14 protein-coding genes are annotated in these 18,903 nt (G+C 65.8%); 4 read left to right on the top strand and 10 right to left on the bottom strand.

From position 1 onward, the window contains the following. Positions 1–30: 30 nt before the first annotated feature. Complete coding sequence (locus OKW37_RS13675) at positions 31–2,559, bottom strand: penicillin-binding protein 1A (protein ID WP_429405905.1); 2,529 nt, start codon at positions 2,557–2,559, stop codon at positions 31–33. 134 nt (positions 2,560–2,693) lie between these two features. Here OKW37_RS13675 and fabV point away from each other — a divergent pair, with 134 nt between their 5' ends. Next, complete coding sequence (fabV, locus tag OKW37_RS13670; RefSeq protein ID WP_187610060.1) at positions 2,694–3,890, top strand: enoyl-ACP reductase FabV; 1,197 nt, start codon at positions 2,694–2,696, stop codon at positions 3,888–3,890. 106 nt (positions 3,891–3,996) lie between these two features. Here fabV and OKW37_RS13665 read toward each other — a convergent pair whose 3' ends face one another. From OKW37_RS13665 to OKW37_RS13655, 3 genes are all read right to left on the bottom strand, one after another. After that, positions 3,997–4,341: a hypothetical protein gene (locus tag OKW37_RS13665; protein WP_090804882.1), complete on the bottom strand. Its 345-nt coding sequence runs from the start codon at positions 4,339–4,341 to the stop codon at positions 3,997–3,999. Between the two features lie 156 nt (positions 4,342–4,497). Next, the gene (locus tag OKW37_RS13660) at positions 4,498–5,121 is read right to left on the bottom strand and encodes a glutathione S-transferase family protein (RefSeq protein WP_429405907.1); all 624 of its coding nucleotides are present in this window, start codon (positions 5,119–5,121) and stop codon (positions 4,498–4,500) included. A gap of 84 nt (positions 5,122–5,205) precedes the next feature. Further along, entirely contained in the window at positions 5,206–6,105 is a 900-nt protein-coding gene (locus OKW37_RS13655; RefSeq protein WP_429405909.1) for a LysR substrate-binding domain-containing protein, read from the bottom strand. A 94-nt stretch (positions 6,106–6,199) separates the two neighbouring features. On the opposite strand from OKW37_RS13655, the gene tam reads away from it, so the two are divergent. Beyond that, entirely contained in the window at positions 6,200–6,997 is a 798-nt protein-coding gene (tam, locus tag OKW37_RS13650; protein WP_429405911.1) for a trans-aconitate 2-methyltransferase, read from the top strand. 261 nt (positions 6,998–7,258) lie between these two features. Then, complete coding sequence (locus tag OKW37_RS13645; protein WP_026225375.1) at positions 7,259–7,624, top strand: hypothetical protein; 366 nt, start codon at positions 7,259–7,261, stop codon at positions 7,622–7,624. 203 nt (positions 7,625–7,827) lie between these two features. Here the strand turns inward: OKW37_RS13645 and OKW37_RS13640 are convergent, their stop codons facing one another. The 6 genes from OKW37_RS13640 to nirB form a co-directional block, all read right to left on the bottom strand. Continuing rightward, a complete protein-coding gene (locus OKW37_RS13640; RefSeq protein ID WP_184033686.1) occupies positions 7,828–8,193 on the bottom strand; it encodes an ArsR/SmtB family transcription factor in 366 nt (121 codons plus the stop codon). After that, positions 8,177–8,638, bottom strand: a complete 462-nt coding sequence (locus tag OKW37_RS13635; protein ID WP_184074052.1) for an SRPBCC family protein — start codon at positions 8,636–8,638, stop codon at positions 8,177–8,179. Before OKW37_RS13635 ends, OKW37_RS13640 begins: the two co-directional genes overlap by 17 nt. A 118-nt stretch (positions 8,639–8,756) precedes the next feature. Further along, on the bottom strand, positions 8,757–10,124 hold the full coding sequence (locus tag OKW37_RS13630; protein WP_184033681.1) for an MFS transporter: 1,368 nt from the start codon (positions 10,122–10,124) through the stop codon (positions 8,757–8,759). Positions 10,125–10,294: 170 nt separating this feature from the next. Next, complete coding sequence (locus OKW37_RS13625) at positions 10,295–14,479, bottom strand: molybdopterin-dependent oxidoreductase (protein ID WP_429405918.1); 4,185 nt, start codon at positions 14,477–14,479, stop codon at positions 10,295–10,297. Between the two features lie 50 nt (positions 14,480–14,529). Beyond that, a complete protein-coding gene (gene nirD / locus OKW37_RS13620; RefSeq protein ID WP_184066563.1) occupies positions 14,530–14,895 on the bottom strand; it encodes a nitrite reductase small subunit NirD in 366 nt (121 codons plus the stop codon). Between the two features lie 39 nt (positions 14,896–14,934). Further along, on the bottom strand, positions 14,935–17,475 hold the full coding sequence (nirB, locus tag OKW37_RS13615) for a nitrite reductase large subunit NirB (RefSeq protein WP_429405921.1): 2,541 nt from the start codon (positions 17,473–17,475) through the stop codon (positions 14,935–14,937). Positions 17,476–18,069: 594 nt separating this feature from the next. Between nirB and cobA the strand changes: the two genes are divergently transcribed. Beyond that, a complete protein-coding gene (gene cobA / locus OKW37_RS13610; RefSeq protein WP_429405923.1) occupies positions 18,070–18,870 on the top strand; it encodes a uroporphyrinogen-III C-methyltransferase in 801 nt (266 codons plus the stop codon). The last annotated feature ends 33 nt before the right edge of the window (positions 18,871–18,903 follow it).

Genomic DNA, 18,903 nt, shown 5'->3' with positions numbered 1-18,903 from the left:
ACGCACCCGGGCAGCCCGCCCGGGTCGCCTTCAATTCGCCCCGCTGCCGTTATTCGACCCTTCTGTGCCCTGACCGCCCGCATCGGGCGGCACGATGTCGTCCGGCGTCGGGGTTGGCGCGAGCGCTGCCGCACCGCCGCCGTGCGCTTCACCGTCGACGGTATTACCCGGCGCCGGCGCGGGAGCCGACCCCGACCCCGGCGCCGGCAGCAACGGCGGCAACTCGCGCGCTTCGCCCTGCACCGCGGACGCGCCCGCTGCCTCTGACGCCGCCGCCGGTGCCGCCACGGCAGACGTCGGCGGCTGCACCGACGCCACCGGCGCGCGCCGCGCCGGAGCACGCGCCACGACCTGCTTGTCCGGCTGCGCCGGCGTGCGCGTGAACAGGTGCCCGATCCAGTCGCGCAAGCGTTCGGCGCGCTCGGCGAACCAGCCCGGCTGCTGCGCGGTATCGAACTTCATGTGGCTGTCGACGAGCCGCGAGCGCTGCGCGCGCTGGAAGAAATCGCCGACGATCGGCAGCGCGCTATGCGCACCCTGCCCCCAGTAATCGCTGCGCAGCGTCACGCGGCTGTCGTTGAAGCCGACCCACGCCCCCGCCACCAGTTGCGGCTGCATCAGGATGAACCAGCCATCCGCGTTGCCTTGGGTCGTGCCGGTCTTGCCCGCGACATCGCCGCGCACGCCGAAGCGCGTGCGGATGCTCGCGCCGGTGCCGCGGCTGATCACGTCGCGCATCACGTCGACGAGCGTGCGCGCCGTGTCGGCGGGCAGCTCGCGACTCGGCGTGGCCGGCTTGAATTCGGCGAGCAGGTTGCCGTTGCGGTCCTCGATGCGCGTGACCATCAGCGGCTCGACGTAGCCGCCGAGGTTCGCGATCGTGCCGTACGCCGACACCATTTCCTTAAGCGTGACCGGGCTCGTGCCGAGCGCGAGCGACGGCACCGGGTCGAGCTGGCTGTCGCGCACACCCATCGCGCGCGCGAGCCTGGCGACCCTGTTCGGACCCACCGACTCCATCACCTGCGCGGTGATGCGGTTGCGCGAATAGGCGAGCGCGTCGCGCAGGCTGATCATGCGGCCGCTCGGCTCGTCCTCGTCGTTCGGCTTCCAGATTTCGCCGCCGGCGAGTTCGATCTGAACCGGATTGTCCGGCAGTTTGTCGTCCGGCTTCGCGCCGGCCTCGAAGGCCGCCGCGTAGACGAACGGCTTGAAGGTCGAGCCGGGCTGACGGCGCGCCTGCTGCACGTGATCGAACGGATCAACGCCAAAGTCGCGGCTGCCGACCCACGCCTTGATCTCGCCGGTACGCGGGTCCATTGCGAGGAAGTCGGCCTGCACGCGCGTCTTCGTGTCGCACACGCTCTGCACGAGCTTGCGATCGGCGAGCAGGCGTTTCAGCGCGTCGTCGTCGGCGAGGCCCGTGTCTTTGGCCGCGCGGAAGTCAGGCGTTTCGCGCAGGAACGTGCGCAGCAGGTCCTTATCCGCCGAGCAGCCCGCGCGCGTGCCCCACGCGGAGTTCGCGATGTTCTGCAACTGGTTGCCCTGCAGCGTGACCGCCTGGGTCGCCATCGTCTGCAGACGCGAGTCGATCGTCGTGCGCACGACGAGTCCATCGGAATAGATGTTGTAGTCGTTGCGATCGGCCCACGCGACGAGCCATTTGCGCAGTTGCTGCGTGAAGTGCGGCGCGGGTCCGGGCGGCTCGATCTGGCGCTCGAAGTCGAGACGCAGCGGCTTGCGGGCGAGCGTGTCGTACTGGGCGGGTGTCAGCTTGCCGTACTTGACCAACTGCGCGAGCACCGTATTGCGCCGCTGCAAGGCGCGCTCGGGGTTCAGCACCGGGTTGTAGTACGCGTTGCCCTTCAGCATGCCGGTCAGCGTCGCCGCTTCGAGCACGTTCAGGTCGGATGCGGACTTGTCGAAATAGGTGCGCGCAGCCATCTCGATGCCGTACGCGTTGTACAGGAACGGGACCGTATTCAGGTAGGTTTCGAGGATCTCGTCCTTCGTGTAGAACGCCTCGATCTTCAGTGCGGTGATCGCTTCCTTCAGCTTGCGCGTCAACGTCGGCGCGCGGCCGATTTCGTCGGGATACAGATTGCGCGCGAGCTGCTGCGTGATCGTCGAGCCGCCCTGGCGGTCGCCGGAGAACGTGTGCAGCGCGGCCGAAGCGGTGCGCCGCCAGTCGAGCCCGAAATGCTGATAGAAGCGGTGATCCTCGGTGGCGATCAGCGCGTTCACGACGTTCGGCGAGATGTCCTTCAGCTTGACCCACTCGCGGTTCGACGGCTTGAACTCGGCGAGCAGCTTGCCGTCCGCCGACAGGATCTGCGCGGGCTGCTCGATCTTGGCCTTGCGGATGTCGCCGATGCTCGGCGTGAACGGAATCAGCAACAGCACGTACAGTACGAATAGCACCGGCAGCGCGGCGAGCCCCCACGCGAACGTGCGGCGGGTCGGATGGCGCAGATGCCATGCGGCCTTCGCGAACAGCGGGTTCGCGAGCGTCAGCCCTTTGTCGAGGGCCGCCAGAAAGGAGGAAAAGAGGCGCTTCACTTGCTGTCGTCGGCTGGGAAAGGCGCAATCGTACCAAGATGTGGGGGGTGCGCCGGTTTTTGCCTCGTTCGCGGCATGGAGTGCGGCTCCGGCGAGGCCACTATAATGTCGCCAATTCCGACAAGAGGTGCTTCATGATCATCAAACCGCGTGTGCGTGGCTTCATCTGTGTATCGACCCATCCGACCGGCTGCGAAGCCAACGTCAAGGAACAGATCGAGTATGTGAAGGCACGCGGCCCCATCGCCAACGGCCCGAAGAAGGTGCTCGTGATCGGCGCGTCGACCGGCTATGGCCTCGCCGCCCGCATTAGCGCAGCGTTCGGCTCGGGCGCGTCGACCCTCGGCGTGTTCTTCGAGCGCGCCGGCAGCGAAACCAAGGCTGGCACGGCCGGCTGGTACAACACCGCGGCGTTCGAGAAGTTCGCCACCGCCGAAGGCCTGTACGCGACCAGCATCAACGGCGACGCGTTCTCCGACGAAGTGAAGGCGCGCACGATCGAAGTGATCAAGCGCGATCTCGGCCAGGTCGATCTGGTCGTCTATAGCCTCGCGGCGCCGAAGCGCCAGCACCCGAAGACCGGTGAAGTGTTCAGCTCGGTGCTCAAGCCGATCGGCAAGGCTGTCAATCTGCGCGGCATCGACACTGACAAGGAAGTGATCAAGGAAACCGTCCTCGAACCGGCGACGCCGGAAGAAATCGCGCACACGGTCGCGGTGATGGGCGGCGAGGACTGGCAGATGTGGATGGACGCGTTGGGCGTTGCCGGCGTGCTCGCCGACGGCGCCAGGACCACCGCGTTCACCTACCTCGGCGAGAAGATCACCCACGACATCTACTGGAACGGCTCGATCGGCGCGGCCAAGAAAGATCTCGACCAGAAAGTGGTCGGCATCCGCTCAAAGCTCGCGGCCAAGGGCGGCGATGCGCGCGTCGCGGTGCTGAAGGCAGTCGTCACGCAGGCAAGCTCGGCAATTCCGATGATGCCGCTCTATCTATCGCTGCTCTTCAAGGTGATGAAGGAAAAAGGCACGCACGAAGGCTGTATCGAGCAGGTCTACGGCCTGTACAAGGACAGCCTCTATGGCAGCCAGCCGCATCTGGACGACGAAGGCCGTCTGCGCGCCGACTACAAGGAACTCGATCCGCAGGTGCAAGGCCGCGTGCAGGAGCTGTGGAACCAGGTGAGCAACGACAACATCTACGAACTCACCGATTTCGCGGGCTACAAGACCGATTTCCTGCGCCTGTTCGGTTTTGAAATGAAGGGCGTCGATTACGACGCGGACGTCAATCCGAACGTGCAGATTCCGAATCTCGTGCAGGTTTGATCCACCGGGGGGCGGGCCCGCTTCGCGAGTTCGCCCCTGAGGTTGCCCCTCTTTGCCTCCCTCCCCTCACTCCTTCAACACGTCAGCACGTCAGCACGTCAGCACGTCAGCACGGATACGCGCCCTGCAACGCGCGCAGAATCGCGAGCCCGATTGGAAAATCCTCGGAAATGCCCGGATGGTTCGCGAAGAACGCGTCGAGCAACGGATAGACCGTCTGGTTGCCGATCGCGAGCGTTGGTGGCGGACAGAACAGCTGCGGCTGTTTCCTCGCGACCAGATCGCCGTTCGCCCAGCCGAACGCGTTGATCGTGCCGGTGATGTACGCCGCATAGATCGAGTTGTTGTCGGCGTGTGCCCAGCGCTTGTATTGCGCGGCCGTCATTTCCGCGCTCGCGTTCAGAGTGAAGCACGCCGCCAGCAAAGCCAGCGCGAATTTCGTTAACCGCATCGTTGAACCTTCAATGTCGCTAGATGGCCGCCATTGTAGGCGACGCGGGGTGCACCGCGCAGAAGCCGTCGAGCGCGGGAATTCACAAGCAGAGCGTAAGCATTGAAGGCGGATTCTGTAAGCACCGACAGATTGCAGAAGCGCGCGAATCAACGATCACGGTGTGCCGTTTCGGCAATGCTTGCGATACCCGTCGCGCTCGGCCAGGCGCGCCATATAAGCGGCCAGCGCCGGCAAATCGTCGTGCTGCTGCGGCGTTTCGAGCCAGCGGTTCGCGGACAGCGCGATCGGAATATCGGCGAGCGAAAACGCGTCGCCCGCGATATACGCACCGGTGCGCGCGAGTTGCTGCTCGACGATCGCCATATGCTTGGACCAGTTCGCGCACGACGCGGCGATCTGGCGCGGGTCCTGATGCTCGGGCGAGTGCCGCACGAGCGCGAGAAACGCGTAGCTCCACGAGCGGTTCAATTCGCTCGCCTGCCAGTCGATCCATTGATCACAGCGCGCGCGCTCGACCGGATCGGCCGGATACAGCCCGTCACCGCGATAACGGTTCGCGAGGTAACGGATGATCGAGTTCGATTCCCACAACACGAAGTCGCCGTCGCGGATCACGGGGACCATCGCGTTCGGGTTCAGCGTGCGGAATTCGGCGACCTCGGTCGAGCGAAAGCCCGAGCCCCAGTCTTCCTGTTCGAACGCAAGCCCAAGTTCCGCGCAGGTCCACAACACCTTGCGCACGTTGATCGAGGTGGTCTTGCCGAGTATCTGCAGCATGAGTCGTTGGGTGTCGCGTGGATTGAACGGGTTGAAGGAATGAAACTCGGAAGCCAGCCAGTTTGCCTTGCGCGCGGCGCGCCGTCATCCGGTTTTCAGCGTCGCCTGTTCGCGGATCATGTCGTACAGCGCCTGCGCGGCCGGTGACAACTGCGCGGTCTTGCGCGCGACGAGCACCAGCGTGCGCCACACGGTGGGCTGCGTGAGCTCGACGGTGCGCACGCTCGGATACGCGCCGTTCTGCAGCGCGAGCGCGGGCACCACGGCCGCGCCGACGCGTTGCGCGACGAGTCCGACGGCGGTCGAACTGCGCTGCACCTCGTAGAACGAACGCAGCGCGAGCTCGCTCGATTCCAGCGCGACGTCGAGCAGCGCGCGATTACCACTGACCTCGCCGGCGAAAATCAGCGGGAACGGCTGCAACTGCCGCCATGCGATGCGCCGCCGCTTCGCGAGTGGATGGTCCTCGTGGCAGATCAGCACGTAGCGGTCTTCGGTGAGCGCCACGGTGGCGAGATCGGGATGATGCTCGCGCGCGATATTGATGCCGAACTCGACCTCTCTGCGCAACACGGCCTCCTCCACCGCCGACGACGCGTGATCGAGAATCTTGATGCGATTGTGCGGATAGCGTGCCGAATACGCCTGCAGGATGCGCGGCAGATACTGCACGCCGACGGTCGGCACGCACGCGATCGACACGTCGCCGCGTCGCGCGATGCCCGTTTCGCGGATCTCGACGAGCGCGTCCGCCAGCTCGCCGAGCAGCCGACGCGCCTGCGGCAGAAAATTGCGACCGATTTCGGTGAGCGCCATCGAACGCGTGGTGCGCTCGATCAGCGTGACGCCGAGATAGCTTTCGAGCTTGCGCAGCCGCTGCGTGATCGCGGTTTGCGTGACGTGCAGCGAATCCGCCGCGCTCTGGAAGCTGCCGCGATCGGCAATCGCGACGAAAGCCTGCACGCCGAGCGTGTCGATTTTCATTAGAAAAATGAAGTAATCGGGATCATAAATTCATTTTACTCTGGTCTGTCAGCGGCCGAGAATGGCCGCAACGAACCCCGCGAAGGAGCAAAAGATGACCGACAAAACCACGAACGCGCATAGCGATTGGCACGCGAAGCAGTACATGCTGTTCGAGAACGAGCGCACGCGGCCGGTCCGCGATCTGCTCGCGGCGGTGCCCTTGAACGGCGCGCGGCTCGCGGTCGACATCGGCTGCGGCCCGGGCAACTCGACCGAGGTGCTGGCCGAGCGGGTGCCGGGCGCGTCGGTCAGCGGCATCGACCGCTCCGCCGACATGATCGCGGCGGCCCGTCGGCGGCTGCCGCAATGTCGCTTCGACATCAGCGACGTTTCGACTTGGGACGCGCACGGCCCCTACGACGTGATCCTCGCGAACGCGGTGCTGCAATGGGTGCCGGACCACGAGCGGCTGTTCCCCGCGCTGGTGGCAAAACTTGCCAGGGGCGGCAGCCTCGCCGTGCAGATGCCCGACAATCTCGACGAACCGGCGCACCGGCTGCTGCGCGAAATCGCCATCGACGGGCCTTGGGCGACGAAGCTGAACGGTATCGAGCGCACCATGCGCTACGACGCAAACTGGTACTACGCGCTGCTCAAGCCGCTGTGTGCGCGCGTCGACGTGTGGCGCACGGTCTATCACCACCCGCTCGCGGGCGCCGACGCGGTGGTCGAATGGTTCAAGGGCAGCGCGCTGCGGCCGTTTCTCGCCGCGCTCGACGCCGCCGAACGCGGCGCGTTTGTGCAACGCTATCGCGACGAAATCGTCAGAGCCTACCCGGCGCTCGCCGATGGCACGGTGCTGCTGCCGTTTCCGCGGTTTTTCATCGTCGCGACGCGCGGCGAACGTTGAAGCCGCGCCGGGAACCGCTGCGAGCCGGTAAATGCCGGCGCTTCGGCTGCGGCGGGTCGTCCCGGGGCGATCAGATCGCCGGCGCACCACGCTGACGCACCGCCCGAAAACCCCACCTGTGGCGGCGCCGCACGCTAAGGGTGGTCAGGAATTGCCGCCCGGGAATTCCGCATGCTAATGTTTGTAAAAAGCGTGTGTAAAAAGCGGAGGACGGCGCCCGCCGGCCTCACCGGGAAGCCATTTACTGCAGCGAGCGTCGCCATGAGTGATGTACGCCAACATCTGAGTCCCCGTGACCGCCTGGAGCTGTTGTGCTGGCTCACATGCGGAAGCCTCGGCGCTTATTATCTGAACGAAGACTGGCCCGACGCGGCGTTTCACGTGCAGTCCGCGCACAAGTGGCTCGACCGCCGCGCGCGCGAAGCCGACTGGCTGTGCGTCGCGAAGCTGTCGGCCACCGCGGTCGAAATCGCGCGGCGCCACGCGCGCTTCGTCGATGCCGACTGGGCGCGCGACGCAGTTGAAGAAATTCTCGATACCGACGAACTCGACCCGCAAGCCCGGCTCGTCCGGCAGGTTCTGGCCGACTGCCAGAACGCGCTGGCCGACAAGCGGATCGCCGATTAGTCGCGGGCTCGTTTTTCTTCCTTTTTTACAGTGGATTGGGGGCCAATTTTTTGGCCCCTTTTTGCGTTGTTCCGCGCTTCCGCGCACGATGTGCCGCTCGCAGTCGGTAAAAAATGCGGCACCCGCCATCGCGTACCGCCTACCGGCAGGCGGCCAATCCGCGTGCCGGCTCGGTTCGTGCAATCACCACGGACGCCCGCCCTTCATTCTTCGACCATCGTCTTCAGCTTCAGCAGCGCCTGATCCCACTGCCGCGAAATCGCGTCGAGCGCGCGGCGTGCCGCGTCGAGATGCGCGGGCTCGAACGCCCACAGGCGCTCGCGTCCGACCTTCACGTCGTGCACGAGGCCCGCGTCGGCCAGCACCTGCAGATGCTGCGTGACCGACTGCCGCGTGATGTCGGTGCCGGCCGTCAGCTGCGCGATCGACATCGCACTGCCCGCGCACAACGCCGCGACAAGCCGCAGACGCGTCTCGTCACCGAGCGCCGCGAACACCGCCGCCGAACTGCGCAGTGTCGCCGCCTTGAGGCCCGCCCTCGCGGGGGCCGCCCTAGCTCGCGCCGACATATCGCTCGACGTTGACCATCTGCTGCTCCCAGCCGCCGTCGTTCAGCCGGAACGCTTGCGCGCGGCGCCCGATCGGCAACTGGTCGAAGCCCGATTCGACGACGCGCAGCAGCGTGCCCGACTCGACGTCGCTCAGATCGAATTCCACGAGCGTGGTCGGCTCAGGCGTGTAGTCGATCGTGATGTCGATCGCGGCCGGATGCCAGCGCCACGACAGATGATGCTCGGGCTCGACACGCTCGACCAGCACGTTCATCAGCAGATGCTCATAGCCTGGATAGGTGATGTGCCCCTGCGTGGATTGCCCCGCGACGAACTGCTTGCCGGTGAGATTCACGCCGAACCATTTGCCGAATTCCTCGGCGTTGGACAGCGCACGCCAGACGCGCGAGCGCGGCGCCTTCAACAGAACCTGCTTTTCGATGCGATCGGTCGATGAGTTCATATGCAGCCTCCTGACTGCATATTAGAAGCACCGCCTCCGATATGCAAGCATTCGACTGCGCTTTGTTCAGAGCGTGATGCGTGCGACGCCGGCACGACCGGACGCCGCGCGCCGCGCCTTACTCCGTCGCATGCGCGTGCATGACGCCGGTTTGCATCGACCACGCCATCCACGGCCGGCGCAGCGCGACGATCGCAAGGAACGCGCAAGCCGACAGTGTGCCGAACGTCGCGAAGCCCATTTGATAGCTGCCGGTGCTTTCCTTCGCGATGCCCATCACGACCGGCAGATAGAAGCCGCCGATGCCGCCCGCCGCCCCGACGATGCCGGACATCAGCCCGGTGCGGCCGGCCCAGCGATGCGGCACGAGCTGGAACGTCGCGCCATTGCCGAGTCCGAACGCGACATACAGGCACAGCAGCAACGCAATGCCGCCCGCGAGCGACGGCATCGCCGCCGCGAACAGGAAATCGCAAACCGCGATGATCGCCAGCAGCACGGTCAGCGCGCGCACGCCCGACACGCGGTCGGCAATCAGGCCGCCGAGCGGGCGCACCATCGCGCCGGTCGCGGCGAGCAGCGCCATGAACAGGCCCGCGTCGATTTTCGACAGTTGATACAGGTTGGTCAGCAGCAGCGACACATACGAGGACATACCGACGAAACCGCCAAACGTGATGCTATAGACGAGCATGATGACCCACGTGTCGCGCTCGGCGAGCACCGAGCGGTAGCGTTGCGGCAGCACCGCGATCGCCAGCAGCGCACCGATCACCGGCAGCAGCAGCACGCCGGTCTTGCCCGCGCCGAATAGCCCCGCTTCGACGAGCAGCACGAGCGCGATCAGGCCGACCAGCGTCGTCGCGAAACTGCCGAAGGCGCGCAGCACGCTGCCGGTTTTGATGCCCGCATCGTTGGCCCAGAAGTACAGCGTGATCGCGGCGATCGCGAGCAGCGGCAAGGCGCCGCCCGCGGCGAGTTGCCAACCGTAGCGCGTCGCCAGTTGCGGGAACAGAAAGCCGTCGAGCACCGCGCCGATGTTGCCGGCCGCGGCCAGCCCCAAGACGAGGCCCTGCACTTTCGGCGGATAGTTACTGCCGGCCATCGGCAGCGCGACCGCGAAGCTGGCGCCGCCGACGCCAAGGAACACGCCGAGCACCAGCAGCATTTCGTACGACGGCACCGATTGCAGCAACGGCAGCACGATCGTCGGCACCGCCGACAGCAGCACGCCCATCAATGCAATGCGTTTGCCGTGCGCGGACTGATACAGATTGCCGAGCGTCACGCGCAGAATCGCCGCGGACAACACCGGCACCGCGACGAGCAGACCCTGCTGCGCGGGCGTCATCGCGATGCTCTTGCTGATGAACGGCGCGAGCGGCCCATACAGCACCCAGACGGTGAAGCCCGTGTCGAAATACAGAAAGCAGGCGACCAGTGCGCGCCAATCACCGCTTCGCAGGGAGTGCATCACGTTTTTCATCAGAGATCCTCAGTAAATAAAATGACGGGTAGTCCAGTTGCTGCGTTACTTGTGTTTTGCGCCGGCATGTCGCCCAGAGTTTTCACTGGGACTCGACACGCAAGCGTCATGCCATCGGGCTGTCTGTTACGAGGCCTTTTTAAAGGCATCTTCTGCAACGCATCGGCGGCTCAATACACGTCGCGTGCATAACGCTTTTCGCGCGTCAGACGGCTCACGTATTCGAGTGCTTTCTCTTCGCTCATGCCACCGTGAGTCGTGATGACGTCCTTCAGCGCCGCATCGACATCGCGCGCCATCCGGTTCGCGTCGCCGCATACATAGAAATGCGCACCGTCTTCGAGCCATGCCCACAGTTGCGCACCGTGTTCGCGCATGCGGTCCTGCACATAGATCTTGTCGGCCTGGTCACGCGAGAACGCGACGTCGAGCCGGGTCAGCAGACCGCTCGCGCGCATCGCTTCGAGTTCGTCGCGATAGTAGAAGTCGGTCGCGGCATGCTGTTCGCCGAAGAACAACCAGTTGCGTCCGCGCTCGCCGCGTGCCTGCCGTTCGTGCAGAAAGCCGCGAAACGGTGCGATGCCGGTGCCCGGTCCGACCATGATCATCGGCGTGTCCGATTGATGAGGAGGACGAAAGTGCGCAGACTTCTGCACGAACACGGGCACGTCGGTGTCGCTTGCGCGATCCGCGAGAAACGTCGACGACACGCCCTTGCGGTGCCGCCGCCCGTTGCTGTAACGCACCGCCGATACCGTCAGATGCACTTCGCCCGGATGCGCCTTCGGGCTCGATGCGATCGAATACAGACGCGGCTGCAGGCGTTTCAGCATGCCGGTCAGCTCGGCGGCCGAGAGGCTCACCGGAAACTCGTGCAATACGTCGGCGAGCTGCTGTCCCCATAGCCATTGCTTCAGATCCGCCTTGCGTTCGGGCGCGAGCAGATCGCCCAGCGCGCCGTTGCCGCTGCGCGCCGCGACGAACGCGAGCGCTTCGGCGCTCGGCCGCGCGATCTCGTAGTGCTTGCCGAGCGCATCGGCGAGCCGCATGTCGCCGATACCCGCGACGTGCACCGATGCCTCCGCGTGCAAACCGCTCAGCGTGATCAGTTCGTCGACGAGTTCGGGGCAGTTGCTCGGCCACACGCCGAGCGCATCGCCCGCTTCGTATTCGAGGTTCGTCTCGCCCGTTTGCAGCGACACGTAGCGCGTATCCTTCGCGGCGCCCTGCCGGTTCAGGCGCAGATTGCCGACGACGCGCGACGCGGCCGGCCGCGCCTTGGTCGGCACCGCGCCCACCACCGCGTTGATCATGCCGCCCGGCGGCACCGCGTACAGCGCGGCATCCGCCTGCTTGATGCAGACGATCACGCGTTCGAGCCATGCATCGGCGCCCTGCTGATATTCAGTATCGCAATCGACGCGCTCGCTCAGACGCAGCGCACCCTGCGCGGCGAGCCGCTCGTCCAGACGGCGGCCGTGACCGCAGAACTGATCGTAGTTGCGATCGCCGAGCGCGAGCACCGCGAAACGCACGCCGTCGAGGCGCGGCGCCGTGGCGGCGTTCAGTTGCGTCCAGAAGTCCTGCGCGTTGTCGGGCGCATCGCCGTCGCCGAACGTGCTCGTCATCAGCAGCACGTATTGCGCCTTCGCGAGCGTCGCGAACGAATAGTCGGCCATGCACGCGGTGCGGATTTCGAAGCCCGATTCCATCAGACGCGTCGCGTAACGCTCGGTCAGCGATTCGGTGTTGCCGGTTTGCGAGGCCCACAACAGCGTGACCTTCGGCCGCACGCGCACGATGCGCACGCCCGATTCGCGTGGCTCTTCCTGCGCGAGATTCGGCCGCAAGGCAGCGGTCGACGTCTGGGCTGTCGTCGCGCTGCGGCTATACAGTCCCGCAAGCAGACCATCGACATAGAGCCGCTTCACCGCATCGAACGGTGCGCTGTGCGGCAGCACCGGCACGTTGACGAGACCTTGCGCTTCGGCCGAACGCAGGCCACTGACGAAACCCGCCAGATACGCGCGCTCCGCGTCGCTGAGCGACGGCACGGGCGCGGGCTCGGGCGGCAGTTGCAGCAAAGTGGTGAGGGCTTCGATACGAGGCATGGGTTGATCCTTGGCGCTGGGCGCTAAAACCGCTGCGTCGGCGGGGGTAGAGAGCGCATCGTCGTCATTGCGAGTGCTCGCGTCGCGATCCGCCGTCACCGGACTCAGCGCGACCGCGCAGACTTTCAGTTCGGGCTGCAGAGAAACCGGATCGACCGCGTCGTTGGTCACCGCATTGATGCACAGTTCGTCGCCGAACACGTCGTTCCAGTGCATCGGCGCGAAGCACTGACCCGCGCTCACACGATCGGTGACGACGGCGGGCAGGACCGCGCGGCCGCGCCGCGAACGGATCTCGACCGCGTCCTTCGCGCGAATCCCGAGTTCGGCCGCGTCGTCCGGATGAATTTCGACGAAGGGTCCGGGGTTCAGCTTGTTCAGCATCGCGACCTTGCCGGTCTTGGTCATCGTGTGCCACTGATGCTGCAGACGGCCCGTGTTCAACACGATCGGAAACTCGCGATCGGGCAACTCGGCCGCGGGCTGATACGCACGCGCGAAAAACTTCGCCCTGCCGCTCGCGGTCGGAAAAGCAATGCGCGGGTGGCCGCCATCTTCCGACTCCCTGAGTGTCTGGCTCACGCCGTCATTCAGATAGCGAAGCGGATTGCGCTCGGACGAATCGGCCGACGCGATCGGCCACTGCAGTGGCGCGTCCTTCAAGCGGCGATGGCTCGCGCCGCGCAGGTCGTAGCCGGTCGCCGGATTCGCCGCGCGCGTGAGTTCGGCGAACACTTCGTCGGCGCTCGCATAACTGAACGCATCGGCAAAGCCCATTTCACACGCGATGCGCGCGATGATCTGCCAGTCGGGCAGCGCCGCGCCGGGCGGTTCGATGGCCTGCTGCATCAGCGTCAGATTGCGCTCCGAGTTGACCATCACGCCTTCGGCTTCGGCCCACAACGCGCCGGGCAGCAACACGTCGGCGTAGCGGTTTGTTTCGGTATCGAGGAACGCGTCCTGCGCGATCACGAGTTCGGCCGCGCGCAAACCGGCGATCGCGGTCTGCCGGTTCGCGACGGTCGCGACCGGATTCGTGCAGATGATCCAGCACGCCTTGATGTCGCCCGCGGCCATGCGCGCGAACATGTCGATCGTGCCGTGGCCCGCGTCCGCTTTGAGCGTGCCCGGTGCGATGCCCCACAGTGCTTCGACGAACGCGCGATCTGCGGCGACCAGCGCCGAACGCTGCCCCGGCAGACCATGGCCCAGATAGCCCATTTCGCGGCCGCCCATCGCGTTCGGTTGGCCCGTCAGCGAGAACGGTCCACTGCCGCGCCGGCAGATGCGGCCCGTCGCCAGATGCAGATTGCACAGCGCGTTGGTGTGCCACGTGCCGTGCGTGCTCTGGTTCAGGCCCATCGTCCAGCAACTCATCCAGTCTTTGGCCGACGCGATCATCTGCGCGGCGCGACGGATGTCGTCGGCGGCGAGGCCCGTGATGCGGGCGACGTTCTCCGGCGTGTACCCGGCCAGAAACGCGGGCATCGCGTCCCAGCCTTCGGTGTGTTCGCCGATAAAAGCCGCATCCGTTGCGCCGTTTTCGTGCAGCAGATGCAGCAGACCGTTCAGCAGCGCGAGGTCGGTGCCGGGTTTGATCTGCAGGAACAGATCGGCTTTCCCGGCGGTCGTGTTGCGGCGCGGATCGACGACGATCAGCTTCGCGCCCGCCTTCACGCGATCCATCATGCGCAGGAACAGGATCGGGTGGCAGTCGGCCATATTCGCGCCGCTGACGAAAAACAGATCCGCGTGATCGAAGTCTTCGTACGAGCCGGGCGGGCCGTCCGCGCCGAGCGACAGCTTGTAGCCGCTCGCCGCGCTCGCCATGCACAGGCGCGAATTCGCTTCGATATTGTTCGTGCCGATAAAGCCCTTCGCGAGCTTGTTGACCAGATACTGCGCTTCGAGCGACATCTGCCCCGACACGTAAAACGACAGCGCATCGGGACCATGCTCGTCGAGCACGCGCCGCAGACGCGCGGCGGTATCGCTCAGCGCCTGCGCCATCGGCAGCGGCACCGGGTCTTCGTCGCGCGCACGACGCACGAACGCGCCTTCGAGACGACCCGACTTGCGCAGCGCGACGTGGGCCGACTGCCCTTTGGTGCAGAGCCGGCCCAGGTTGGCCGGATGCTCCTTGTCGCCAGCGATCTTCACGACCTGGCCGTCCTCGACGTGCAGCACCATGCCGCAGCCGACGCCGCAATACGGACACACGCTCTTTACGCTGGTAGCAGACATGCGCGAATGATCGGGTTGAAACATCAGAACGATGGACAAAGGCCGCTACCTCAAACCGCGACCCACACCTGGCCGTTTTCGACGCGCGTGGCAAATGCGCTGACCGAATACGACGGCGTTTCGAGGCATTCGCCGGTGCGCAGATCGAAGTGATGCTTGTAGATCGGCGACGCGACGACGATGCGCTCGCCGAGGCTGCCGACGAGTCCGCGCGACAGCACCGCCGCGTGCGAACCCGGATCGAAGTTTTCGATCGCGTAGACCGTGGGCTCGGCCGGCGACTCGACTTGGCCGCCATCGACGTGAAACACGGCCACCTGTTCGCCATTGACGAGCGCGCAAACGCCGGTGTTCGGCACGATGTCGTCGAGTGCGCAGATCGCGGTCCAGGCGCGGGGCAAGCGTTCGTTCTTCATGACTGGGCTCCTTTTGAGTTAAGCGGGAATCGGATGAGGTCAAACCGTCTCGACGACAACGGGAATCTCGATGCGCTGCACCTGCCGCTCGGCGGGCGTTGCCGGCCGGATCTGTCCACGCTCCTCGACGAAGGCGACGTTGCTATCGGACTCGCCGCTGTTGACGAAATGGCGGAAGCGCTTGCGCGTTTCGGGATCGGTGACGGCCTTTTTCCATTCGCACTCGTACGTGTCGACCACATGCTGCATCTCCACTTCGAGCTCGGTGGCGACGCCAAGGCGATCGTCGACGATCACGTCGATCAGATAGTCGAGCCCGCCTTCGAGGTTGTCGCGCCACACGCTGGTGCGTTGCAGTCGGTCGGCGGTGCGCACGTAGAACATCAGGAAGCGGTCGATATAGCGCACGAGCGTCGCCTTATCGAGGTCCGCGGCGAGCAGTTCCGCGTGACGCGGCTTCATGCCGCCGTTGCCGCACACGTACAGATTCCAGCCCTTCTCGGTCGCGATCACGCCGACGTCCTTGCCCTGCGCTTCCGCGCATTCGCGGGTGCAGCCCGACACGCCGAACTTGATCTTGTGCGGCGTGCGCAGGCCCTTGTAGCGATTCTCGAGTTCGACCGAGAGACCGACCGAATCGCCGACGCCATAGCGGCACCACGTCGAGCCGACGCACGACTTCACCGTACGCAGCGATTTGCCGTACGCGTGACCCGATTCGAAGCCGGCCGCGATCAGCTCTTCCCAGATCGACGGCAATTGCTCGACGCGCGCGCCGAACAGATCGACACGCTGGCCGCCGGTGATCTTCGTGTAGAGGCCATATTTCTTCGCGACCTGCGCGACCGCGATCAGGCCGTCGGGCGTCACTTCGCCGCCCGGCATGCGCGGCACGACCGAATAGGTGCCGTCGCGCTGGATGTTCGCGAGGTAGTAGTCGTTGGTGTCCTGCAGCGACGCGTGCTCCTTCCTCAGCACGAATTCGTTCCAGCACGACGCGAGAATGCTCGCGACCGCCGGCTTGCAGATGTCGCAACCGAGTCCGCGGCCATGCTTGGCGAGCAGCGCGCCGAAACTGCGCACTCCCTCGACGCGCACGAGGTGATACAGCTCCTGGCGCGAATACGGGAAGTGCTCGCAGACGTGGTTGTTCACCGCGAGGCCCTGCTTCTTCATCTCGGCCTTCATCACCTGCGTGACGAGCGGCACGCAGCCGCCGCACGAGGTGCCCGCGCCGGTCGCGCTCTTCAACGCGCCGATGTCCGTCGCGCCCGCGCACACGGCTGCGCACAGCTCGCCCTTCGACACGTTGTTGCACGAGCAGATCTGCGCGGCCGCGGGCAACGCCTCGACGCCGAGCGCCGGCTTCGCGCTGCCGTCCGCTTGCGGCAGGATCAGGAATTCGGGGGACGCTGGCAGCTCGATGCGGTTCAGCATCATCTGCAGCAGCGTGCCGTATTCGCTCGCGTCGCCGACCATCACGCCGCCGAGCAGATGCTTGCCGCAATCGGACACGACGAGCTTCTTGTAGATCTGCTTGCGTTCGTCGCTGAACTGGTAGGTGCGGCTGCCCGGCGTATTGCCGTGCGCGTCGCCGATGCTGGCGACGTCGACGCCCATCAGCTTGAGCTTCGTGCTCATGTCGGCGCCGGCGAATTCGGCCGGGTCGCCGAGCAACTGCTTCGCGACCACGCGCGCCATCTCGTAGCCGGGCGCGACGAGCCCGAACAGCTGGCCGTGCCACAGCGCGCATTCGCCGATCGCATAGATGTGCGGATCGCTGGTGCGGCACGCGTCGTCGATGGCGATGCCGCCGCGCGCGCCGAGTTCGAGGCCGCATGCGCGCGCGAGATCGTCGCGCGGACGGATGCCGGCGGAGAACACGATCATGTCGGTGTCGAGATGGCTGCCGTCGGCGAACTGCATGCGGTGCGTGCCCGCTTCGCCGTCGACGATCGCCGTCGTGTTCTTCTGCGTGTGCACCGTGACGCCAAGCTCTTCGATCCGGCCGCGCAATACGCGGCCGCCGCCGTCGTCGACCTGCACCGCCATCAGGCGCGGCGCGAATTCGACCACGTGCGTTTGCAGACCCATGTCGCGCAGCGCCTTCGCGCATTCGAGACCGAGCAGGCCCCCGCCCACGACCGTGCCCGCTTTCGAGCGGGCGCCGCATTCGCGCATCGCTTCGAGATCGTCGATCGTTCGATAGACGAAGCAGTCGCCGCGCTCGCGGCCCGGCACCGGCGGCACGAACGGATAGGAGCCGGTCGCGAACACGAGGCGGTCGTACGGCAGCGTTTCGCCGGTCGCGACCGTCACCGTGCGCGCGTCGCGATCGACCGCGACCGCCCGCGCGTTCAGCTTCAGTTGCACGCCGTGGCGCTCGAAGAAGCCCGGCTCGACGAGCGACAGGTCATCGGCGGTCTTGCCCGAGAAGAACTCGGACAGATGCACGCGATCGTAGGCCGGTCGCGATTCTTCGCCCAGCACCGTGATGTCGAGATCGTGCGCGGCCCGTTGCGCCAGGCATTCGACCAGTTTGTGGCCGACCATCCCGTGGCCGATAACGATGATTTTCATGAGCGCGCTGTCCTCTGGTGTCTGGCGAAAGCGATTGCGGAAATAAAAACGGCGTCCCGCGAATCCAGCCGAGGGGCCGAATTCGGGGGACGCCGTTGTCCTGTTGGGTGCTGCGGGGCGCGTGCAGTTGTGCTGCAAGCGCGACGAACCCACGTTGGTCCGATGGCAACGCTTATCGCAAGGGCTGTGCCAATTTCGATAAATGCGCCCGAAAGCGCGGTGTGGCGGGGATTTGCGGCAAGTCGCGCGGCTTCGGACCGGAGCCCGCGCGCGACGCGTTTTGAGGCGGCCAGGCACAGGGATGGTGCGACGCAGCACTGTCGACGTGCGAAACGAAGGCGCACGGGCGTGCGATCGCCGTCATGTTTTCCGCGTGAATCGCAATGTGTGGCAACGGCTTGCGCGCCTTGATCGGATCGATGGCGTGGTCCTTGCATTGCTCTTGCGCAACCTCATCGCGACAACGTCGTCGCGACGCGCAGACTCAACCGTCGACAGGCAATGCAATGGACAACGGCGTCCCCTCGTGATCTTCACGGGCGGGCGCCGTTTTCGTTTCGGGCCAACGGAAACCAACGGCATAAGGACACCAACATGAACACCAACACCGGCAAGGTCACGCTGCTGAGCGCCGGCCCGGGCGACCTCGACTTGCTGACGCTGAAGGCCGTCAAGGCGCTCGCGGCCGCCGACGTCGTGCTGCTCGACGACCTCGCGAATCCCGACATCGTGACCCTCGCGCCGCAGGCGCGCGTGATTCGCGTCGGCAAACGCGGCGGCTGCCGCTCGACGCCGCAGGCGTTCATCGAGCGGCTGATGCGGCGTTATGCGCTGAAGGGTCTGCACGTGGTGCGCGTCAAAGGCGGCGAAGCGCTGCTGTTTGGTCGCGCGGGCGAGGAACTCGCGGTGCTGCGCGATGCAGGCCTCGCGGTCGAGATCGTCAACGGCATCTCGTCGGGCTTCGCGGCCGCCGCGGGCCTCGGCATGTCGCTCACGCATCGGCGGCATTGTCACGGCGTGAGCTTCGTCACCGCGCACACCGAAGATCACGGCGAGCCGGACTGGGGCGCCCTTGCCGCGACGCGCACGACGCTCGCGATCTATATGGGCATGCGGCGCATCGACGGCATCGCCGCTGCGTTGCTCGCGCACCTGCCGGCCGAAATGCCGGCCGCGGTCGTGCAGTGGGCCGGCGGCGGCGGCGAGCGGCGCCTGTTGACGCGGCTCGATCGGCTCGCCGCCGATGCGCTCGGCGCCGGCTTCGGCAGTCCGGCGGTGATTCTGGTGGGCAATGCGGTTGGCGAGAGCGCCGAAGCGCCTTGCTGGGAACGCGAAGCTCGCGGCAATCGAGATGGGCAAACACTACCCGCGTCGGCCATGGCGCGGGCAGCCTGATCGGCGCTCGAAGCGGGCCTCGCCCGCCTTTCA

Source organism: Paraburkholderia sp. MM5482-R2, assembly GCF_050436125.1.
Lineage (GTDB): Bacteria > Pseudomonadota > Gammaproteobacteria > Burkholderiales > Burkholderiaceae > Paraburkholderia > Paraburkholderia tuberum.
Note: the sequence above shows the minus strand (reverse complement) of the source record. Positions and strands in the feature narration are given on the sequence as shown.